The organism is Streptomyces sp. NPDC014006 (assembly GCF_043088925.1).
Lineage (GTDB): Bacteria > Actinomycetota > Actinomycetes > Streptomycetales > Streptomycetaceae > Streptomyces.
In genome coordinates, this window is the sequence record NZ_JBICAJ010000001.1 from 1,020,618 (window position 1) to 1,039,221 (window position 18,604).

The 18,604-nt window shown below is 72.1% G+C and carries 19 protein-coding genes and 1 riboswitch; of the genes, 10 read left to right on the plus strand and 9 right to left on the minus strand.

Annotation, left to right across the window (positions count from 1 at the left end; genetic code table 11):
• Nucleotides 1–6 precede the first annotated feature (6 nt).
• The 3 genes from ACF1GV_RS04695 to ACF1GV_RS04705 all read left to right on the plus strand — a co-directional run bounded on the left by ACF1GV_RS04695 (nucleotide 7) and on the right by ACF1GV_RS04705 (nucleotide 3,371).
• Nucleotides 7–1,479, plus strand: coding sequence for a hypothetical protein (locus ACF1GV_RS04695; protein ID WP_391677822.1), 1,473 nt, complete (start codon nucleotides 7–9; stop codon nucleotides 1,477–1,479).
• Nucleotides 1,480–1,596: 117 nt separating this feature from the next.
• Nucleotides 1,597–2,946 carry a class II 3-deoxy-7-phosphoheptulonate synthase gene (locus tag ACF1GV_RS04700; RefSeq protein WP_391677824.1) on the plus strand — a complete coding sequence of 450 codons (1,350 nt, stop codon included), beginning with the start codon at nucleotides 1,597–1,599 and terminating at the stop codon, nucleotides 2,944–2,946.
• A 182-nt stretch (nucleotides 2,947–3,128) separates the two neighbouring features.
• Nucleotides 3,129–3,371: a bacterioferritin-associated ferredoxin gene (locus ACF1GV_RS04705; protein ID WP_391677826.1), complete on the plus strand. Its 243-nt coding sequence runs from the start codon at nucleotides 3,129–3,131 to the stop codon at nucleotides 3,369–3,371.
• A gap of 21 nt (nucleotides 3,372–3,392) precedes the next feature.
• Here the strand turns inward: ACF1GV_RS04705 and bfr are convergent, their stop codons facing one another.
• The gene (gene bfr, locus ACF1GV_RS04710; protein WP_363267152.1) at nucleotides 3,393–3,872 is read right to left on the minus strand and encodes a bacterioferritin; all 480 of its coding nucleotides are present in this window, start codon (nucleotides 3,870–3,872) and stop codon (nucleotides 3,393–3,395) included.
• A 185-nt stretch (nucleotides 3,873–4,057) separates the two neighbouring features.
• Between bfr and ACF1GV_RS04715 the strand changes: the two genes are divergently transcribed.
• On the plus strand, nucleotides 4,058–4,690 hold the full coding sequence (locus ACF1GV_RS04715; protein ID WP_391677828.1) for a sulfite oxidase-like oxidoreductase: 633 nt from the start codon (nucleotides 4,058–4,060) through the stop codon (nucleotides 4,688–4,690).
• 21 nt (nucleotides 4,691–4,711) lie between these two features.
• Here the strand turns inward: ACF1GV_RS04715 and ACF1GV_RS04720 are convergent, their stop codons facing one another.
• The 6 genes from ACF1GV_RS04720 to thiO all read right to left on the minus strand — a co-directional run bounded on the left by ACF1GV_RS04720 (nucleotide 4,712) and on the right by thiO (nucleotide 10,520).
• Nucleotides 4,712–5,260: a DUF4396 domain-containing protein gene (locus ACF1GV_RS04720; protein WP_391677830.1), complete on the minus strand. Its 549-nt coding sequence runs from the start codon at nucleotides 5,258–5,260 to the stop codon at nucleotides 4,712–4,714.
• Between the two features lie 75 nt (nucleotides 5,261–5,335).
• Nucleotides 5,336–6,208, minus strand: coding sequence for a deoxyribonuclease IV (locus tag ACF1GV_RS04725; protein ID WP_391677833.1), 873 nt, complete (start codon nucleotides 6,206–6,208; stop codon nucleotides 5,336–5,338).
• An 81-nt stretch (nucleotides 6,209–6,289) separates the two neighbouring features.
• Nucleotides 6,290–8,224 carry a Stk1 family PASTA domain-containing Ser/Thr kinase gene (gene pknB, locus ACF1GV_RS04730; protein WP_391677834.1) on the minus strand — a complete coding sequence of 645 codons (1,935 nt, stop codon included), beginning with the start codon at nucleotides 8,222–8,224 and terminating at the stop codon, nucleotides 6,290–6,292.
• 116 nt (nucleotides 8,225–8,340) lie between these two features.
• On the minus strand, nucleotides 8,341–9,135 hold the full coding sequence (locus tag ACF1GV_RS04735; RefSeq protein WP_391677836.1) for a thiazole synthase: 795 nt from the start codon (nucleotides 9,133–9,135) through the stop codon (nucleotides 8,341–8,343).
• A gap of 3 nt (nucleotides 9,136–9,138) precedes the next feature.
• Complete coding sequence (gene thiS / locus ACF1GV_RS04740; protein ID WP_391677837.1) at nucleotides 9,139–9,339, minus strand: sulfur carrier protein ThiS; 201 nt, start codon at nucleotides 9,337–9,339, stop codon at nucleotides 9,139–9,141.
• Entirely contained in the window at nucleotides 9,336–10,520 is a 1,185-nt protein-coding gene (thiO, locus tag ACF1GV_RS04745) for a glycine oxidase ThiO (RefSeq protein WP_391677840.1), read from the minus strand. Before thiO ends, thiS begins: the two co-directional genes overlap by 4 nt.
• A riboswitch (TPP riboswitch) is annotated at nucleotides 10,518–10,631 on the minus strand. It overlaps the preceding gene by 3 nt.
• Nucleotides 10,632–10,683: 52 nt before the next feature.
• Here thiO and ACF1GV_RS04750 point away from each other — a divergent pair.
• The 6 genes from ACF1GV_RS04750 (at nucleotide 10,684) to ACF1GV_RS04775 (ending at nucleotide 15,960) form a co-directional block, all read left to right on the plus strand.
• Nucleotides 10,684–11,055 carry a hypothetical protein gene (locus ACF1GV_RS04750; protein ID WP_391677842.1) on the plus strand — a complete coding sequence of 124 codons (372 nt, stop codon included), beginning with the start codon at nucleotides 10,684–10,686 and terminating at the stop codon, nucleotides 11,053–11,055.
• A 32-nt stretch (nucleotides 11,056–11,087) separates the two neighbouring features.
• Nucleotides 11,088–12,332, plus strand: a complete 1,245-nt coding sequence (locus ACF1GV_RS04755) for an NAD(P)/FAD-dependent oxidoreductase (RefSeq protein ID WP_391677845.1) — start codon at nucleotides 11,088–11,090, stop codon at nucleotides 12,330–12,332.
• 96 nt (nucleotides 12,333–12,428) lie between these two features.
• Nucleotides 12,429–12,794, plus strand: coding sequence for an Rv2175c family DNA-binding protein (locus ACF1GV_RS04760; RefSeq protein WP_073936587.1), 366 nt, complete (start codon nucleotides 12,429–12,431; stop codon nucleotides 12,792–12,794).
• A gap of 443 nt (nucleotides 12,795–13,237) precedes the next feature.
• A complete protein-coding gene (gene thiE, locus ACF1GV_RS04765) occupies nucleotides 13,238–13,891 on the plus strand; it encodes a thiamine phosphate synthase (protein WP_391677847.1) in 654 nt (217 codons plus the stop codon).
• A gap of 150 nt (nucleotides 13,892–14,041) precedes the next feature.
• A complete protein-coding gene (metF, locus tag ACF1GV_RS04770) occupies nucleotides 14,042–14,965 on the plus strand; it encodes a methylenetetrahydrofolate reductase [NAD(P)H] (protein ID WP_363267164.1) in 924 nt (307 codons plus the stop codon).
• A 56-nt stretch (nucleotides 14,966–15,021) separates the two neighbouring features.
• Nucleotides 15,022–15,960 carry a hypothetical protein gene (locus ACF1GV_RS04775; protein WP_391677849.1) on the plus strand — a complete coding sequence of 313 codons (939 nt, stop codon included), beginning with the start codon at nucleotides 15,022–15,024 and terminating at the stop codon, nucleotides 15,958–15,960.
• A 16-nt stretch (nucleotides 15,961–15,976) separates the two neighbouring features.
• Here ACF1GV_RS04775 and ACF1GV_RS04780 read toward each other — a convergent pair whose 3' ends face one another.
• Entirely contained in the window at nucleotides 15,977–17,515 is a 1,539-nt protein-coding gene (locus tag ACF1GV_RS04780) for a phytoene desaturase family protein (RefSeq protein WP_391677850.1), read from the minus strand.
• Nucleotides 17,516–17,962: 447 nt separating this feature from the next.
• On the minus strand, nucleotides 17,963–18,589 hold the full coding sequence (locus ACF1GV_RS04785; RefSeq protein ID WP_391677853.1) for a TetR/AcrR family transcriptional regulator: 627 nt from the start codon (nucleotides 18,587–18,589) through the stop codon (nucleotides 17,963–17,965).
• Between the last annotated feature and the right edge of the window lie 15 nt (nucleotides 18,590–18,604).

Below are 18,604 nucleotides of genomic sequence, written 5' to 3' on the forward strand. Positions count from 1 at the left end.
TGTGCATTGGGACTCATACGGGGATCCAGGCTGCTCGCCTGGCTCGCGGCCATCGCGGCGCTGCTGACGGCTCTGACCGTCCGGCCGGCCGTGGCCGCGGACGCGCCGACGATGACGAAACTCTCGCTCGGCGCCGACCAGTTCAAGCTGACCGACACCAGCTCGGTGTCGGCCGCGAACACCCTCTACACCAATTACCTCACCAGCCACGCCTCTCTCTCCGACGTGGTCACCACCGACCTCACCAGGAACTCCGCCGGTGCGAGCGACCCCTGGCTGAACCTGCGCTCGATGCGCTCCTGCGCCGGCACCGAGACCAAGGCCCTGCCTCCGGTGGGCACCAAGACGGCCTGGTGCTGGTCGCAGACCCACGGCGACGACACCAACCCGCACTGGTGGCCGCAGGGCATGAGCAGCACCGGCACCGCCGACGGCGCCGACGGCACCATCCAGGGCCGCCACGTCCTGGCCGTCGCCTGGCACTACCGCACGCTCAGCGACGAGACGTCCACCGGCTGCCGGACCGACAACCTGCTCAAGCTCTCCCTGCTCGACCGCGACACCGGCAAGTACCGGCACGTCCTGCTCGCCGAGCCCACCGGCTCGGGCACGAACTTCCGGTTCGTCACCGGTCACGGCGGCGGCATCGTCTGGTACGCCAACTACCTGTACGTCACGGACACCGCCAACGGCATCCGGGTCTTCGACCTCAACAAGCTCGCCAAGGTCGACACCTACGGTTCCGGCGTGAGCTCCTACGGCATCGACGGCGCCGGCCGCTCCAGCGCCTGCGGTTACCCGTACGTGCTGCCGCAGGTGCACTACTACAAGCAGGCGGGCACCCCCTCGGACTGCTCGGGCCACAGCATCGACCCCGAGCAGCTGTGCTTCTCCTGGCTGTCCCTCGACAAGACCGGAGGGGCGCCCTACAAGCTGGTCGCCGGCGAGTGGCAGGGGTACGCCGACGGCGGCCGCGTCGTGCGGTACCAGCTGAACCCGGCCGGTGCCGGCACCTACCCGGGCCTGCTCAACATGTCCGGCGGCAGGACGGTGATCGAGGACGCCTGGGCCGCCTCCCGCTACCGGGGCCTGCAGGGCGGCATGACCTGGACCGACGGCGGGGGCGTGCTGAACTTCGCCTTCCACAAGGGCTGCGGCACCAAGCCGGGCGTGTACTCGCACACCTGGGTGGGCGACACCCGGGCCGGCACCAGCTGCGGCGCGGGCGGCAACTGGGCGGCGGGTCCGCCGCAGGCCCTCAGCTATTGGCCGAAACTCGACGCCGACCCGGTCGACGAGGTATGGGGGCTGACCGAGGGCATCTGCGCGGGCAGCACCCTGCGGGCGGCGCATCCCGAGTTCACTGCCGCCACCGAAGAGGGTGACGCGTGCCTCGGCTACCAGGGCGCGGGCGATCTCTCCCTGCGCACGGTGTTCTCCGTCGGGTTCACCGATCCGGCGGTGCAGGACCGGCACTGACGGCCGCCGGAGAAGGCCCGGACGGGTCCGCCGGGCGCCGACCGCGCGGCGGACCCGTCCGTCTCATCCTGTGAGCCAGGGCATGGAGGCATCAGGCGACCCCGTAATGTTGGGGGCGTGACCGTGAACGCAACCAGCCCTGGCGCTGGCAACACCTGGCGAAACCTGCCCGCGGCGCAGCAGCCCGAGTACCCCGACCCCGAGGCTCTGCGCGCAGTGATCGCGGACCTCGAGTCGTATCCGCCGCTCGTCTTCGCGGGCGAGTGCGACCAGCTGCGCGCCCGGATGGCGGCTGTCGCCAAGGGAGAGGCGTTCCTCCTCCAGGGCGGCGACTGCGCCGAGGCTTTCGACGCGGTGTCCGCCGACCACATCCGCAACAAGCTCAAGACGCTGCTCCAGATGGGCGCCGTACTGACGTACGCCGCGTCCGTCCCGGTGGTGAAGGTGGGCCGGATCGCCGGCCAGTACTCCAAGCCGCGCTCGAAGCCCACCGAGACCCGCGACGGGGTGACGCTGCCGACCTACCGCGGCGACTCCGTCAACGGCTTCGAGTTCACCGAGGCCCAGCGTGTGCCGGACCCGGAGCGTCTGAAGCGCATGTACCACGCGTCGGCCTCGACGCTGAACCTGGTGCGCGCCTTCACCACGGGCGGCTATGCCGACCTGCGCCAGGTGCACGCCTGGAACCAGGACTTCGTGAGGTCCTCGCCGTCCGGGCAGCGCTACGAGCAGCTGGCGCGCGAGATCGACAACGCGCTGAACTTCATGCACGCCTGCGGGACGGACCCGGAGGAGTTCAAGACGGTCGAGTTCTACGCCTCGCACGAGGCGCTGCTGCTCGACTACGAGACGGCGCTCACCCGTGTCGACTCGCGCACCGGGAAGCTGTACGACGTCTCGGCGCACATGGTGTGGATCGGTGAGCGCACCCGGCAGCTGGACCACGCGCACATCGAGTTCGCCTCGAAGATCCGCAACCCGATCGGGATCAAGCTCGGCCCGTCCACGACGGCCGAGGAGGCGCTGCAGTACATCGAGCGTCTCGACCCCGAGCGCGAGCCGGGCCGGCTGACGTTCATCGTCCGCATGGGCGCCGACAAGATCCGCGACAAGCTCCCCGAGCTGGTCGAGAAGGTCACCGCCTCCGGCGCCACCGTGGCCTGGGTGACCGACCCGATGCACGGCAACACCTTCGAGGCGGCCTCGGGGCACAAGACCCGCCGCTTCGACGACGTGCTCGACGAGGTCAAGGGCTTCTTCGAGGTGCACAAGGCGCTCGGCACCCACCCGGGCGGCATCCACGTGGAGCTGACCGGCGACGACGTCACGGAGTGCGTGGGCGGCGGCGACGAGATCTTCGTCGACGACCTGCACCAGCGCTACGAGACGGCCTGCGACCCGCGGCTGAACCGCAGCCAGTCGCTGGACCTGGCGTTCCTGGTCGCGGAGATGTACCGGGACCAGTGAGCGGCCTGTACGGCGGCCAGTGACGGGGCCGCTCGGTACGGGTTGTTTTCGGCCAAGAAGTGGGGCGCGGATCACATACGATCCGCGCCCCATGGCTCTTTTACGGCCCCCGCACGGCAGGTAAGGTTAGGTTAGCCTCACCGATCAAGGGTCGGAGTGGCACGACCCCGACCGACCGGGAGGTGACCCGCGTGTTCGTCTGCAGCTGCTTCGGCGTGACCGAGGCCCAGGTCAAGCAGCACGCGGAGAACGGCGCCTGCACCCCCCGCCAGATCGCCTCCGCCTGCAAGGCCGGCACGGACTGCGGCTCCTGCGTCCGCCGCATCCAGGCGCTGCTGGGCCGGGGCTCCTGCCCCCGCCGCGAGCTCGCCGACCAGGGCAGCCCGGTACTGGCCGAGCTGCAGGGCCTGGACGAGGCCGCCTAGTTCCGGCTGCCCTGCGGCGGCCTAGCTCTCCGGCTGCTCGATGAGCTGCGCGAGGTACAGCGCCTCGCCGAGCTTCTCGATCAGCTCCAGCTGGGTGTCGAGGTAGTCGATGTGGTGTTCCTCGTCGGCGAGGATGTCCTCGAAAATGTTCGCGGACGTGATGTCACCCTTTTCGCGCATCACCTTGATGCCGCGCCGGAGCCGGTCGATCGCCTCCACCTCGATCTGGCGGTCGGCCTGGAACATCTCCGTGACCGTCTGTCCGACCCGCACATGGAACAGCCGCTGGTAGTTCGGCAGCCCGTCCAGGAACAGGATCCGGTCGGTGAGCACCTCGGCGTGCTTCATCTCGTCGAACGACTCGTGCCGCGTGTACTTGGCGAGCTTGGTCCAGCCGAAGTTCTCCTGCATCTTCGCGTGCAGGAAGTACTGGTTGATCGCGGTCAGCTCACCGGTCAGCTGCTCGTTGAGGAACTCGATGACCTCGGGGTCGCCCTGCATCGCGGCGGGCTCCTTCCACCTGGGGGATCGGGAGGTTGCGGCGGCATGATTGCACCGGCCTCGTGGATCGTCCAGTAAGTGCGCACTTAGTAAGTAAGTGCATGCTTAGTGGATTTGGTGGCTGTTTGTCCGGTTCGGGGGCTGCCTGGTCCTGTGCACCGCTCCCGGTCTGTCAGGATGGATACATGGGTCATCCGGTGGAGCGAGAATCTGGAGAAGCAGCACGGTCCGAGCTTCCGCCGGGACAGCGAGTGCAGAAGGGCTGGCCGGTCACGCACTACGGGCCGGTGCCCAAGTTCCGGCCCGAACGCTGGGAGTTCCGGGTGTTCGGCGCCACCGCCGACGGCGCGAAGCACTGCTGGGCCCACGAGGAGTTCACGGCTCTGCCGTACACCACGGTCGTCGCCGATCTGCACTGTGTGACGAAGTTCAGCATGATGGGCGCGGAGTGGGGCGGCATCCCCGCCCGGGTCATCCTGGACATCGCGCCGCCCGCGCCCGAGGTCACCCATGTGATGGTGTGGGCGGAGTACGGCTTCAGCTCCAATCTGCGCCTCGCCGACTTCGCCGCCGAGCGCACGCTCTTCGCCACCCACAAGGACGGCGAGCTGCTGACCGCCGAGCACGGGTTCCCGCTCCGCCTGGTCGTGCCCCATCTGTACGCCTGGAAGGGCCCCAAGTGGGTGCGCGGCGTGGAGTACATGACCGCCGACCGCCGCGGCTTCTGGGAGGAGCGCGGCTATCACAACGTCGGTGACCCCTGGAAGGAACAGCGCTACTCCTACCAGGAAGAGCCCGGGGACGGCCCCGAGCTCTGAGTCCTGGCGGTGTCGCGCCGGTCAGTGGTGGTACTGGTGCACCACCGCGTGGCCCTTGCCGCGGCCGATCATCCACTTGTTCACCGGGGTCGTCACGACGAACGCCAGCGCCAGCGAGATCGCCAGCGCGCCCCAGAACAACAGGTCGTCCAGGTGGGCGTCCATCGCGGCCGGCCACAGCGCGATCACACCGTTGTCGATCAGCTCCATCACGGCGATCGACAGGGTGTCCGCGGCCAGCGCCACCCGGAACGCGGTACGGAAGTCCACGCCGGCCTTCAGCACGCCGCGCAGCGTGAGGGAGTAGCCGAAGACGAAGGCCAGCGCGATCGCAAGCACCATCGTGGCCACGTTGCCCCAGCCCAGCCAGGTGCCGATCACCATGCCCAGCACCTCGCCGATGGCGCATCCGGTGAGGCAGTGCAGGGTGGCCTGCGCGGCCATGGCCCAACTGGCGGAGGGGGTGTGGTGGTGACCGTCGTGGCCGTGGTCCGCGTGGTCCGCGTGGTCGGTGTGCCCGCCGTGGTCGGTGTGGTGGTGCGCGTGGTCGGTGTGCGCCTCGTGCTGCATGACTGCCCCCAACGTCAGGTAACGGCTCCTGCGATGACAGGAACCGTATACCCCCCTGGGGTATTCCTCAACGCTTCACGAATCCCGGAGCTTCTTGAGCCGCTCGACGTCCGCCGCATGCCCCTCCTTGCCGCCGGGCGTCTCGATGACCAGCGGCACGCCGTCGGTCGCGGGATGCGTGAGCAGCGCGCGGAACGCGTCCTCGCCGATATGACCGGCGCCGATGTTCGCGTGCCGGTCCTTGTGCGCGCCCACCACGTCCTTGGAGTCGTTGGCGTGGATCAGCTTCAGCCGCCCCTCACCGACCGTGTCGACCAGCAGGTCCAGCGTCTGGTGCGCGCCGTCCGGCCCCGTCAGGTCGTGCCCGGCCGCGAAGATGTGGCAGGTGTCCAGGCACACGCCCAGCTTCGGGTGACGGTCCAGCGCGTCGAAGTACGGCCCGAAGTCCCAGGTCCGTGAGCACAGCGAGGCACCCTGCCCGGCCGTGGACTCCAGCAGCAGGAACGGGTCGTCGTCGTGGGTCAGCTCCTCCAGCAGCGGCAGCAGGTACGCGCGCACCTGCTTCAGCGCCACCTCCCGGTGCCGGCCGCCGGTCGCGCTGCCGGTGTGCACGACCACACCGAGCGCCCCGATCTCACGCCCCCGCCGCAGGGAGTGCCGCAGCGACTCGACCGACCTCTCGACCGTCGCCTCCGTGTGGGAGCCGAAATTGATCAGATACGGCGCGTGCACGTACGCCGGGATCGACTGAGCCTCGCACGCCGCGCGGAACGCCTCGTCCTGTCGCGGATTGCCGGCGGGCGTGGCCCAGCCGCGCGGGTTGGCGACGAAGACCTGCACGGTCTCGGCGCCCAGGTCACGGGCGTACGACAGACCGACGGAGTGCAGACCGCCGGCCACCGGGACATGCGAGCCGACGGGATTGCGCAAGGGGGATCGAGGTGTCACCCGTTCAGCCTGCCATGCGCCCGGGCGTGCCCGGTCACGCGGCCGCGGTGGCCTCGGTCACCGCCGGACGCGTGACCGACCTCACCGGATGGTGATCGTGATCGTCGAGCCCTGCGGCGCCTTCTGGCCGCCCTTCACGGACTGCTTCTTCACCGTGTCCCCGAACAGCCCGAGCAGCCCGCGGTCCTCCTTGACCTGGAACCCGGCGTCCTTCAGGGCCTGCTTGGCGTCGTCGACGCTGTCGCCCACCACGTCCGGGACCTCGATCATCTGCGGCCCCTTGGACAGGGTCAGCGTCACCGTGTCGCCCTCGGCGGCCTGGCCACCGGAGTCCGGCGACTGCGCGGCGACCTGTCCGGCGTCGAGCTCGGAGTTCACCCGCTCCGGGGAGACCTTCACCTTCAGGCCGGCCTCCTCCAACTCGGAGCGGGCGTCGGCCAGGTCGGAGCCGGTCACGTCCGGGATGTCGACCGCGCTGCCCTTGCTGACGGTGAGCGCGACCGCCGAGCCCGCATGCCGCTCGGTGCCCGCCTCCGGATCGGTGCCGATCACCGAGCCCCGCGTCACCTCGTCGCTGAACTCACGGTTGATCATGCCCGGCTCCAGCCCGCTGTCCTTCAGCACGGACCGGGCCTTGTCCACCTTGTAGCCCTGCAGATCGGGCACCTTCACGGTCTCCGGACCCTTGGAGACGGTCAGCTTCACCGCGTCGTGGTCGCGGATGCGGGCACCCGGATCCGGGTCGGTGCTGATGACCTTGCCCCGCGCGACCGTGTCGCTGTAGGCGTAGGTCACCTTGCCGGCCTTCAGACCGGCCCGCTCCAGCCGCTGCTTCGCCTGTGCCTCGGACTGCGCCAGCAGCGGCGGCACCTTGGTGAACTGCCCGGAGTTGATGTACCAGACGCCCGCGCCGACACCGAACACCAGCAGCACGGCGGCGATCAGGGTGATCAGCCGCCGCCGGGAGCGCGAGGGCGCCGGCCGCGGGGGAGCCGGTGGCGGGGGCTGCAAGCGGCTGGTGCGATTCAGCGCGGCCGCGTCGCCCTCGTCGTCCTCGTTGACCGGCAGCGGGCGGGGCACGGTCAGCGCGCGCGGGATCACGCTCGTGCGGTCGTCGGCGTTGTCGTGGTCCGCGGCCAGCGCCTGCGGCGGCACCGCGTCCAGCTGTTCCTCACTCAGGCCGGCCCGCGCCTCGCGCGCCCGCGCCAGCAGGGCCACCGCGTCGTGCGGCCGCGCCTCGGGCGCGCGGGCGGTGGCCGCCGCGACCAGTCCGTCCAGCCCGTACGGCAGCCCCGGCACCAGCGTGGAGGGCGCCGGGACGTCCTCGTGCAGATGCTTGTAGAGCACGGCGGCCGGGGAGTCGCCGTCGTGCGGCTTGCCCCCGGTGAGCATCTCGTAGAGCACGACACCACACGCGTACACGTCCACGCGCGGGTCGGCCGTGCCCTGCTCGATCTGCTCCGGCGCCAGATAGGAGACGGTGCCGAGCACCTCACCGGTGGTGCTGGTGACGGTGTCCACCGAGCGCACCAGCCCGAAGTCGGCGACCTTGACCCGGCCGTCGTCCCCTATCAGGACGTTCTCCGGCTTCATGTCCCGGTGCACGAACCCGGCCCGGTGCGCGGAGCCCAGCGCGGCCAGCACCGGCTCCAGGATGTCCAGGGCGGCACGCGGCTGCAGCGCCCCGCGCTCGCGCAGCACGTCGCGCAGGGTGCAGCCGGCGATGTACTCCATCGCCAGATAGACGTACCTGCCGTCGGCGCCCTGGTCGAAGACCTGTACCACGTTGGGGTGGGCCAGCCTGGCGACGGACTTCGCCTCCCGGATGAAGCGCTCGACGAACGTGGCGTCGGCCGCGAGCGCCGGATGCATCACCTTCAGCGCGAGCACGCGGTCCAGACGGGTGTCCAGGGCCCGGTAGACCGTGGCCATCCCGCCGGCCGCGATCCGCGCGTCGACGCGATACCGGCCGTCGAGCACCTGCCCGACGAGGGGGTCCGAGAGGGTCGTATCCACGGAGGCGAGTGTACGAGCCGTCACCGGCACCCCAGCCCTTTCACCCAGCCAGGGGGGTGACTGCAGCCGACCTGTGACGTGTCGCGCGCACCGGTATGACGCACGGGCCGCGGGCTTCAGAAAGCCGGCCGCTCCGGGTCCAGCCGGGCGACGCCCTCCGTGGGCGAGGACGCCTCGGCGAAGTGCCGCTTGGGAATCCGCCCCGCCCGGTACGCCAGCCGTCCCGCCTCCACCGCGTGGCGCATGGCCTCCGCCATCACCACCGGCTCCTGCGCCCGGGTCACCGCCGAGGCGAGCATCACACCCGCGCACCCCAGCTCCATCGCCAGCGCCACGTCCGACGCCGTGCCCGCCCCCGCGTCCAGGATCACCGGCACGCGCGCGTCCTCGACGATCAGCTGGAAGTTGTGCGGGTTGCGGATGCCGAGACCGGAACCGATGGGCGAGCCCAGCGGCATGATCGCCGCACAGCCGACGTCCTGAAGCTTCCGCGCGAGCACCGGGTCGTCGTTGGTGTACGGCAGCACCGTGAACCCGTCGTCGACCAGCGTCTCCGCCGCGTCCAGCAGCTCGATCGGGTCCGGCAGCAGCGTGCGCTCGTCGGCGATCACCTCCAGCTTGACCAGGTCCGTGCCCAGCGCCTCCCGCGCCAGCCGGGCCGTGAGCACCGCCTCCCCGGCGGTGAAGCAGCCGGCGGTGTTCGGCAGGACCCGGATGCCCAGACGGTCCAGCACCGACAGCACCGAGCCGTGCACCTCGGGGTTGACCCGCCGCATCGCGACGGTCGTCAGCTCGGTGCCGGAGGCGACCAGCGCCCGCTCGAGCACCTCCAGGCTGGGCGCACCGCCGGTGCCCATGATCAGACGGGAGGTGAGCGGCGTACCGCCGAGGACGAGGGGGTCGTCAGCCATGTTTCAGCCTCCCTGGACGGCGGTCAGGACCTCGACGCGGTCGCCGTCGGCGAGGGCCGTGGTGGACCACTGGGTGCGCGGGACGACGGTCTCGTTGAGGGCGGCGGCCACCCCGGAGGGGGCCGCGGTCAGGGACTGCACGACGGCGTCGAGAGCCGTGCCGGGCTCGACACGGCGGGGCTCGCCGTTGACCGAGATGTTCATGCGGGCTGCTCCGTGAGGGTGCGTGAAGGCTGCTGCGCGGCGGGGGAGAAGCGCTTCGGGGTGAAGGGGCGGGCCTCCTCCGGCAGCTCGCCGGTGACCAGGGCGTGGGCCAGCACGTCCCCGGTGACCGGGGTGAGCAGGACGCCGTTGCGGTGGTGGCCGGTGGCCAGCAGCAGCCCGTCCAGCGCGGTCGGGCCGAGCAGCGGCGCGTTGTCGGGGGAGCCGGGGCGCAGTCCGGCCCGGGTCTCCGTCAGCGGCAGCTCGGTGATGCCGGGCACCAGCTCGTGCGCGTCGCGCAGCAGTTCGTAGACGCCGCCCGCGGTGACGGTCGTGTCCCAGCCCATCTCCTCGCTGGTCGCGCCGACGACCAGCTCACCGTTCTCGCGGGGCACCAGATACAGCGCGCCGCCGCGCACCACGGCGCGCACGGTCCGGCTCAAAAACGGCGTCCGGTGGTTCGGCATGGTCAGCCTGAGGACCTGCCCCTTCACCGGCCGCACCGGCGGCAGCACGGCCTCCGGCACGCCCGCGAGGCGCCCGCTCAGACTGCCGGCGGCGAGCACGACCTGTCCCGCGCCCAACTCCTCGCCCTCGCTCGTGACGACGCCCTCCGCGCGCTCCCGCGCGACCGCGAGCCGCTCGGCCCGGGTCCGGTGGAACACCACCCCGGCCCGCTCGCAGGCGGTGACCAGCGCGGCCGCGAGCCGTCGTGGGTCCACCTGGTGGTCGCCGTCGACCCGCAGCCCACCGCGCACGCCCGGCGCGAGCATCGGCTCCAGGCGCCGGCAGTCCCGGCCCGACAGCCACTGCGACTCCAGGCCCGACTGCCGCTGCAGGGCGTGCAGTTCCTTGAGGTGGGCGCGGTCGTCGGCGTCCAGGGCGACGGCGAGCGTGCCGCTGCGGCGGTAGCCGAGGTCGTGGCCGGTGGCCTCGGAGAGTTCGGCCGCGAAGTCCGGATAGCGGCGCGCCGAGGCCAGGTTGAGGCCGAGCAGGGTCTGCTCGCCGTAGTGCAGTTCCGTGACGGCGGCCAGCATCCCGGCCGCCACCTGCGCGGCTCCGCCGCCGGGCTCGGGGTCCACGACCGCGGTGGCGAACCCCCTCTGCGCGGCCCGCCAGGCCGTGACCAGCCCGATGATCCCGCCCCCGATGACGAGGACGTCTGACGTACGCGTAGGCGACATGGGCGTCCAGCCCCTCCCTTCGCCGGCATGACCCGGATCAGGTTCGTACGGTCGGAGGCCGTCCCAGCCTCCCTCTCAGCCCGGTGCGTCCGGGCTCCCGCGAGTGCTTTACGGTGGCCACCCTAGCCCGTGCCGCTGTGTGTCTGTAAGGGAGCCTTCCGTCATGGCCCGGTCCCTCGACGGTCTCGTCCTCGCCCCCGTCGCCGATCAGGCGCCCGGTCAGGTGGGCACGCGCACCCGCTTCACGTACCACGAGCGCGGCGGCGAGATCTGGGCCGAGTACACCGGCGGCGACGTGGTGCGCGGGCATCTCGTGGGCACCCGGCAGGGAGACCGGCTGGACTTCCGGTACGTGCAGCTCAAGCAGGACGGGACGACCTCCGGCGGGCACTGCGTGTCCACGGTCGCGGAGCTGCCGGACGGGCGGCTGCGGCTGGAGGAGACCTGGGAGTGGGAGTCCCAGGAGGGCAGCGGCACCAGCGTGGTGGAGGAGCTGCCCGCGCGTGTGGAGCAGGTCACGGCACAGGACCGCTGACTGACGATGTGTCAGGTGTCTATGGTGATCAGGTGAGCGAGCAGACGCAGCAACGGGACACCTCGGCGGCGGCGCAGGCGCGGCGCGTGGTCGTCGTGGGCGCGGGCATGGCCGGGGTGCAGACCGCGGTGGCCCTGCGTGAACAGGGCTTCACCGGCAGCGTCACGCTGATCGGCGCCGAACCCCACCAGCCCTACGACCGGCCGCCGCTGTCCAAGGCCGTCCTGCTCGGCACGGCCGAGGGCTCCGCCTTCGACGTGGACTTCGAGGCGCTGGGCATCGAGCTGCGCCTCGGCTGCGAGGTGCTGGGCGTACGCCCCGCCGACCACGAACTGGACACCGAGGCCGGCCCGGTCGGCTACGACGTCCTCGTGCTCGCCACCGGCGCGGAACCGATCACCCTGCCCGGTGCCGAGGGCGTGCCCGGGGTGCACCTGCTGCGCACCCTGGACGACGCCGAGCGGCTGCGCCCGGTGCTCGCCCGGCAGCACGACATCGTCGTCGTCGGCGCGGGCTGGATCGGCGCCGAGTTCGCCACGGCCGCGCGCGAGGCGGGCTGCGCGGTCACCGTCGTGGAGGCCGCCGGCCGCCCGCTCGCCGGGGCGCTGCCCGCCGAGGTCGCCGCGCCCATGACCGAGTGGTACGCCGACGCCGGTGTCGCGTTGCGCACGCACGCGCGCGTGGCGGGCGTCGAGCCGGGCGTGGTGGTCCTCGACGACGGCTCCCGGCTGCCCGCCGGCGCGGTCGTCGTCGGCATCGGCGCACGGCCCGCCACCGGCTGGCTGGCCGGCTCCGGCGTCGAGCTGGGACCGCGGGGCGAGGTGGTGGCCGACGCGCAGCTGCGCACGTCGCTGCCGGACGTGTACGCGGTCGGCGACTGCGCCTCCTTCCCCTCCGCCCGCTACGGCGAACGCCTGCTCGTCCACCACTGGGACAACGCCCTCCAGGGGCCGCGCACGGTCGCCGCGAACATCGTCGGCGACACTCTCGCGGAGTACGACCCGGTGCCGTACTTCTGGTCCGAGCAGTTCGGCCGCTTCGTCCAGTACGCCGGCCATCACACCGCTGCCGACCGCACCGTGTGGCGCGGTGACACCTCCGGTCCGGCCTGGACGGTGTGCTGGCTGCGGGAGGGCCGGCTCATCGCCCTGCTGGCGGTGGGCCGCCCGCGCGACCTGGCCCAGGGGCGGCGGCTGATCGAGGCGGGCACGGCGATGGATCCGGAGCTGCTGGCGGACCCGGCGCGCCCCTTGAAGGCCGCGACCGCGGCGGCTTGACGGTGCTCGACCAGCCATGACGTGACCGCGGTCGACCACGCCACGTCGCGGCCCTGACATCGCGGCAGGGTCGGCGGAGCGCCTACGCTTGGTTCCGTGACCGAGATTGACGCAAAGATCGATGCTCTCGTCCCCGCCTGGCTCACCCTTCCCGACATCGCCGAGATGCTCGGCGTCGAGGTGACGCGTGTCCGGCAGCTGGTCAAGGAGGGCCAGCTCATCGCCGTACGCCGCGGTGAGAACCGCGCACTGCACGTCCCCGCCGCCTTCATCGACGGGGACAAGGTCGTCAAGGGCCTGACCGGCACCCTGACGCTCCTGCGGGACGACGGGTTCACGGACGAGGAGATGCTGGAGTGGCTCTTCACGCCGGACCCGAGCCTGCCCGGCACGCCCGCGCAGGCGCTGAGCGAGAATCGCGGCACGGAGGTGAAGCGCCGCGCCCAGGCGCTCGCCGTCTGACGCACCCGCACTGAACACCGCCGACACAGGGGCCGTGGTCCGGGTGGCCACGGCCGGGGCCACGTACGCCCTCGGACACGGCCGCCCGGTCGCGGCGCCCGTCGTCACGGCGCTTCGCGTCCGCGGCGCCGCGCGTCCGCGGAACTCTCGGCTCCGTGGCCCGACGGCCGCGGCCCGCCCGGTGTGGGCTGCGTGGGCTGCCGTGGGGATTTGCCGCGCACGCCAAGCCCGGGCCCGCGAGAAGGCAGAAGGCCGCTCCAGCCGTGAGCCATGTGCGGGGCGCGTGCCGCGCCCCGGCCGGGGCCGGGGTCCCGGTCGTGACGGTTCGCGGGATACGTTCCTGGGGTGCGTCCGTGGGCCGGTCCGCGGAGCGCGCCGCCGCCGCCCGCACGCCGCGGCTCGTACGATCCGGCACACCGCACCCACCCCCGGGGGGACCACGCATGACCACCGCCGCCACCGCTCGTGCCCACCTCGCCGACGCCCGGCTGTACCTGTGCACCGACGCCCGCAGGCGCCAGGGCGACCTGCCCGAGTTCCTCGACGCGGTCCTCGCCGGCGGCGTCGACATCGTGCAGCTGCGCGACAAGGGCATGGAGGCCGCCGAGGAGCTGGAGCACCTGAGCGTCTTCGCCGACGCCTGCACCCGCCACGGCAAGCTCCTCGCGGTCAACGACCGCGCCGACGTCGCTCACGCGGCCCGGGCCGACGTCCTGCACCTCGGGCAGGGCGACCTCCCGGTTCCCGCGGCCCGCGCGATCCTCGGCGACGACGTGCTGATCGGCCGCTCCACCCACGCCGAGGCGGAGGCGAAGGCCGCCGCCGTCCAGGAGGGCGTGGACTACTTCTGCACCGGCCCGTGCTGGCCGACCCCCACCAAGCCGGGACGGCACGCCCCCGGCCTCGACCTGGTCCGGCACACCGCCGCGCTCGGCACCGACCGCCCCTGGTTCGCCATCGGCGGCATCGACCTCGGCAACCTCGACGAGGTGCTCGAGGCGGGCGCCCGCCGTGTCGTCGTCGTCCGGGCGATCACCGAGGCGCAGGACCCGGGTGCCGCGGCGGCGGAGTTCGCCGAGCGGCTGCGCCGGCTCTGAGCGCGGGGGCGGCCGTCGCGGACCCACCGGTGTCCGCAGCTCACCCGCCTGTGTCTCATGAATGTCCAAGGGGTGGACAACAACCCGGCAATTCCGGCAAATCTCCCGCTTTCGGTTGGGGGATCGTCCACCCCTGGCTAACCTGCCCGTATGGCCCTAGGAACCGCATCCACCAGGACTGATCGCGCCCGTACCGTGCGCGACATCCTCGCCACCGGCAAGACGACGTACTCGTTCGAGTTCTACGCGCCCAAGACGCCGGCCGGCGAGCGGAACCTGTGGAACGCGCTGCGCAGGGTCGAGGCCATGGCCCCCGACTTCGTCTCCGTCACCTACGGCGCGGGCGGCACCACCCGCACCACCACGGTGAAGGAGACCCAGCAGATCGTCGTGGACACCACGCTCACGCCGGTCGCCCACCTCACCGCGGTCGACCACTCCCTCGCAGAACTGCGCAACATCATCGGCCAGTACGCCGACGCCGGTATCCGCAACATGCTCGCCGTGCGCGGCGACCCGCCCGGCGACCCGATGGGGGAGTGGGTGCCGCACCCGCAGGGTCTGACGTACGCCGCCGACCTCGTCCGGCTCATCAAGGAGTCGGGCGACTTCTGTGTGGGCGTCGCCGCCTTCCCCGAGATGCACCCGCGCTCCACCGACTGGGACAGCGACATCCGGCACTTCGTCGACAAGTGCCGGGCCGGGGCGGACTACGCCATCACACAGATGTTCTTCCATCCCGAGTCCTATCTGCGCCTGCGCGACCGCGTCGCCGCGGCCGGCTGCGACACCCCGGTGATCCCGGAGGTCCTGCCGGTGACCAGCATGAAGATGCTGGAGCGCCTCCCCAAGCTGAGCACCGCCGCCTTCCCGGACGAGCTGAAAGAGCGGATCCTCACAGCACAGGACGATCCGGCCGCTGTACGCTCCATTGGCATCGACTTCGCCACGGAGTTCTGCGCGCGGCTGCTGGCCGAGGGAGTGCCGGGTCTGCACTTCATCACGCTCAACAACTCCACGGCGACGCTGGAAATCTACGAGAACCTGGGCCTGCACCACCCTCCGCAGGCCTAGACCGGCCGCACCGCCGTACGACACACTGCGGAGCGGCCACTGGGAGAGGGGCGTACATGGGCTGGACGGTCCTCTACATCGCATTCGGCGGCGTCGCGCTGTGGCTGCTCGGTGAAGTGCTGCTGCAGTACAAGGCGCGGCTTCGCTGGCGGCTGCTCGCGTTCGTCGGCTTCCTCGTCGTCGTGCTCGGCGTGCTGATCCCGTCGGTCGTCGTCATCGGAGCGGGCGCTGCGGCGTTCGCGATCGGGCAGACCTACGTCACGCTGTCGTTCCGGCGTGGCTTCGCCGCGGGCTGGGCGGTCCGCCGCCATGACGACGAGCCCGTGAAGGGGCGCCGCGGCCGGGCCGGGCGCCGGGACCCCTCGCCGGAGGTCTCCGACCTGGAGACGCCCGCCGCGGGACACCACGACGCGGACGCGGACCACGGCGGCTCCTCCGCCGCCCGGACCATGTCCTACGGCCCCGACGACGACCACGACGACGTCTTCACCCCGGCCCGCACACCCGCCGCCATGGCCGCCGAGTCGACCACGGTCTACGAGCCGCAGCCGATCCCCGACGACACCGGCTCCTACGGCGTCTACGGCGACCCCGCGTCCTCCACCGCGTACGCGTCGACGGCCCAGACCGCCGCCGGGGACCAGTCGGCCTACGGCTACGACTACTCCGGCTACGGCCAGTACGGCTACGACACCACCGGCCAGCAGCAGTACGCCGCCTACTCCGACCCGTACATCGGCACCCAGACCTACGGCGGCGCCTCGTACGACACCACCTACGGCGGTTCGTACGACCAGCAGGGCTACGGGCAGGACCCGTACCTCGGCGGCTACGACCAGACGACACCGCCGGACGGGGTCTGGGTCCCGCAGCAGCGCACCGACGACTCCTACGGCGGGGAGCTCCCGCAGGAGCAGCCCTACCCCTACCAGCAGGGCACCGGGACCGGCCAGCAGCAGGCCGGCCACGGCTTCGACGAGCAGTACCGCTTCTGACGCCGCCCCGCGTCCCTCACTGGGAGCCGCGGAACTGCGGCCCCTCGACGATGAGCCCGGCGACGAGGGCGCCCGACATGCCGGCGTGGGGGAGCCCACCGCCGGGGTGTGACCAGCCACCGACCCGGTAGAGGCCGGGCAGGCGGGTGGTGTTGGCCGGGTGCAGGAAGGCGCCGTGGGCGGCGGCGAGCGAGGGGGCGGGTACGGCGCCGAAGTGGGCCCCCGTCTCGTCCTCGGTGCGGTCCGGGCTGCGCACCTCGCGCCACAGGACACGCTTGCGCAATCCCGGAACGGCCGATTCGGCAGCGTCCACGACGAGATCCGCGAACCGCTCGGCGGTGCCGTCGACATCCCAGTCGGCCTCGGTCGGCGCGACGGCCGACAGCACGACGGACTCGTGATCCGCGTCCGGGCACAGGGCAGGGTCGTCGGGCCGCAGCACCGTCACCGTGGGGCGCACCGGCTCGCTGGAGCGGGCGGTGAGGAACTCCAGCTCGGCGGTTCTGTCGGGGGCGTGCACGACCGTCCGGTGGGGCGCACCGGCCTCGGGCGCCCCTCGCAGGGCCAGCAGCACCGTGAACCGGCCCGGGCGGGCGGTCACCGTGTCCGCCCGGACGTCGCCGTCCGCGTCGAGCAGATGCGCGGTCAGCCCGTTGAGCCGCACGGGGTCCACCCCGGCCACGACATGATCGGCCTCCGCCACCGTGCCTCCCCCGGAGCCGGAAGCCTGGGAGGTGCCCCCAGCCAGCTCCACCCCTACGGCCCGGCCGTCCTTCTCCGCGATGCCCGTGACCTCGGCGCCGAACACGAACTCGACCTTGCGTGCGAGGCACCGCTCGTACACGGCCCGCGCCAGCTCACGGATGCCGCCGCGGACGTACCAGAGGCCGAAGGCGTGCTCCATGTACGGCAGCACCGCCGCACTCGCGGGCGTACGGCGCGGGTCGAGGCCGTAGGCGAGGGCATGGCTGTCGAGCAGGGCCCACAGGCGCTCGTCGCCCAGCTCCCACGCCCCGATCTGCTCCAGCGTCGCCGCCTTCCGGGTCCGCAGCAGCCGCTTGCGCTCCAGCGCCGGGTAGGGCTCCTTGTCCGCCAGCACCCGCCAGTTCGGCCACAGCGGCTCCTCCAGCAGGGGCCGGCGGGTACGGTCCCAGGTCTCGCGGGCCCGGACCAGGAAGTCGCCCCAGCGCTCACCGGCGCCCTTGCCGAGCGCCTCGTCCAGGGCGGCGACCACGCCCGCGCGGGAGGCGTTGGGCAGGGACACGCGCGTGCCGTCCGGGAAGACGTGGTGCGAGGCCGGGTCGACCTGCACCAGATCGACGCAGCTCTCCAGCGGCTCCTTGCCGGTCTTGACGAACAGATCCCGCCACACCGCGGGCAGCGGCAGCAGCCCCGGGCCCGTGTCGAAGCGGAACCCGTCCCGCTCGAAGCGGCGCACCGCTCCGCCGTACGTGTCCGACCGCTCGTACACCACCACCCGGTGGCCCGCGACGGCCAGCCGGGCGGCGGCCGCCATCGCGCCCATCCCGGCGCCGATCACCGCAATCCGTGCCATGCCTGCGACTTTATCCGCCCTCACCGACACCGCCGACCGAGTGCCCGGGCATGAGCGCGCGGCTCTGAGTATCCGTACTCAGCCGGTGAGATGAGTAGCTGTGCGGATGGGCCCGGACCTGCATGAACGAGAGAGTGGAGGCACGGAGAAGGGGCACGGCCGAAGTACCGGCGACACGGGGCGCCGGAACCTCGGCGGCCCTCGATCCGCTCCTTCCGCCGGCGGACGCCGGCGGGAGCGAGACACGGGGGAGATCCGGGGGACGACCGCACCACGGGGGTCTCACGGGGGACGTACGGGGGAGCGACAGGAAGCGCCGGTTCCGGCGTGGCCCGCGGGGGACGCGGCCACTTCGGACCGGCGCTTTCCCGTGCGCGCACCGGTCAGCGCCCGGTGGGCCGGCGTCCACCGGCCCACCGGTCAGCGCTCGGGGTCAGCCGCGACCGTTCACCGGCGGCCGCTCACCCGGCCCTGCAGCAGCCGCGACAGCGCCGCGTGGACGTCGTCCAGGGAACGCTCCGGCTGGAAGGACTTCCAGTCCAGGGCGGCCACCAGCACCATGCCGACCAGGGCCGCGGCGGTCAGCGGGACATCGAGCTCCTCGCTGAACTCGCCGTTCTCCACGCCCTCGCGCAGGACGTCCTCGACGACCGCGACCGCCTCCTGCCGGACCACCATCAAGGTGGACTGCCAGGCCCGGTTGGTGCGCCACAGCTCCGCCACGTACAGCTGGGTGAAGGCCGGGTAGCGGTCGATGAACACGAGCCCCGCGCGGATCATCGCGTCCAGCGCGTCCACCCGGGAGCCGCCCCCGCTCGCGGTGGACTCGGCGGCCTGGCGCAGGGAGGCTGTCAGCAGGCCCACGCCGTGCCGCAGCAACTCCTCGAACAGGACGGACTTGCTCGCGAAGTTGTAGTAGACCGTGCCCTTCGCGACGCCCGCCCGTTCGGCGATCTCGTCCACCGTGGTGGCGGAGAACCCCTGCTCGGCGATGAGCGTGACGGCGGCCTCGTAGAGCTTCTGCCGGGTGGCCTCGCGGCGGGAGCTGCCGCCCGGCGTGGTGCTGCTGTCCATGGCGCTGATTCTCAC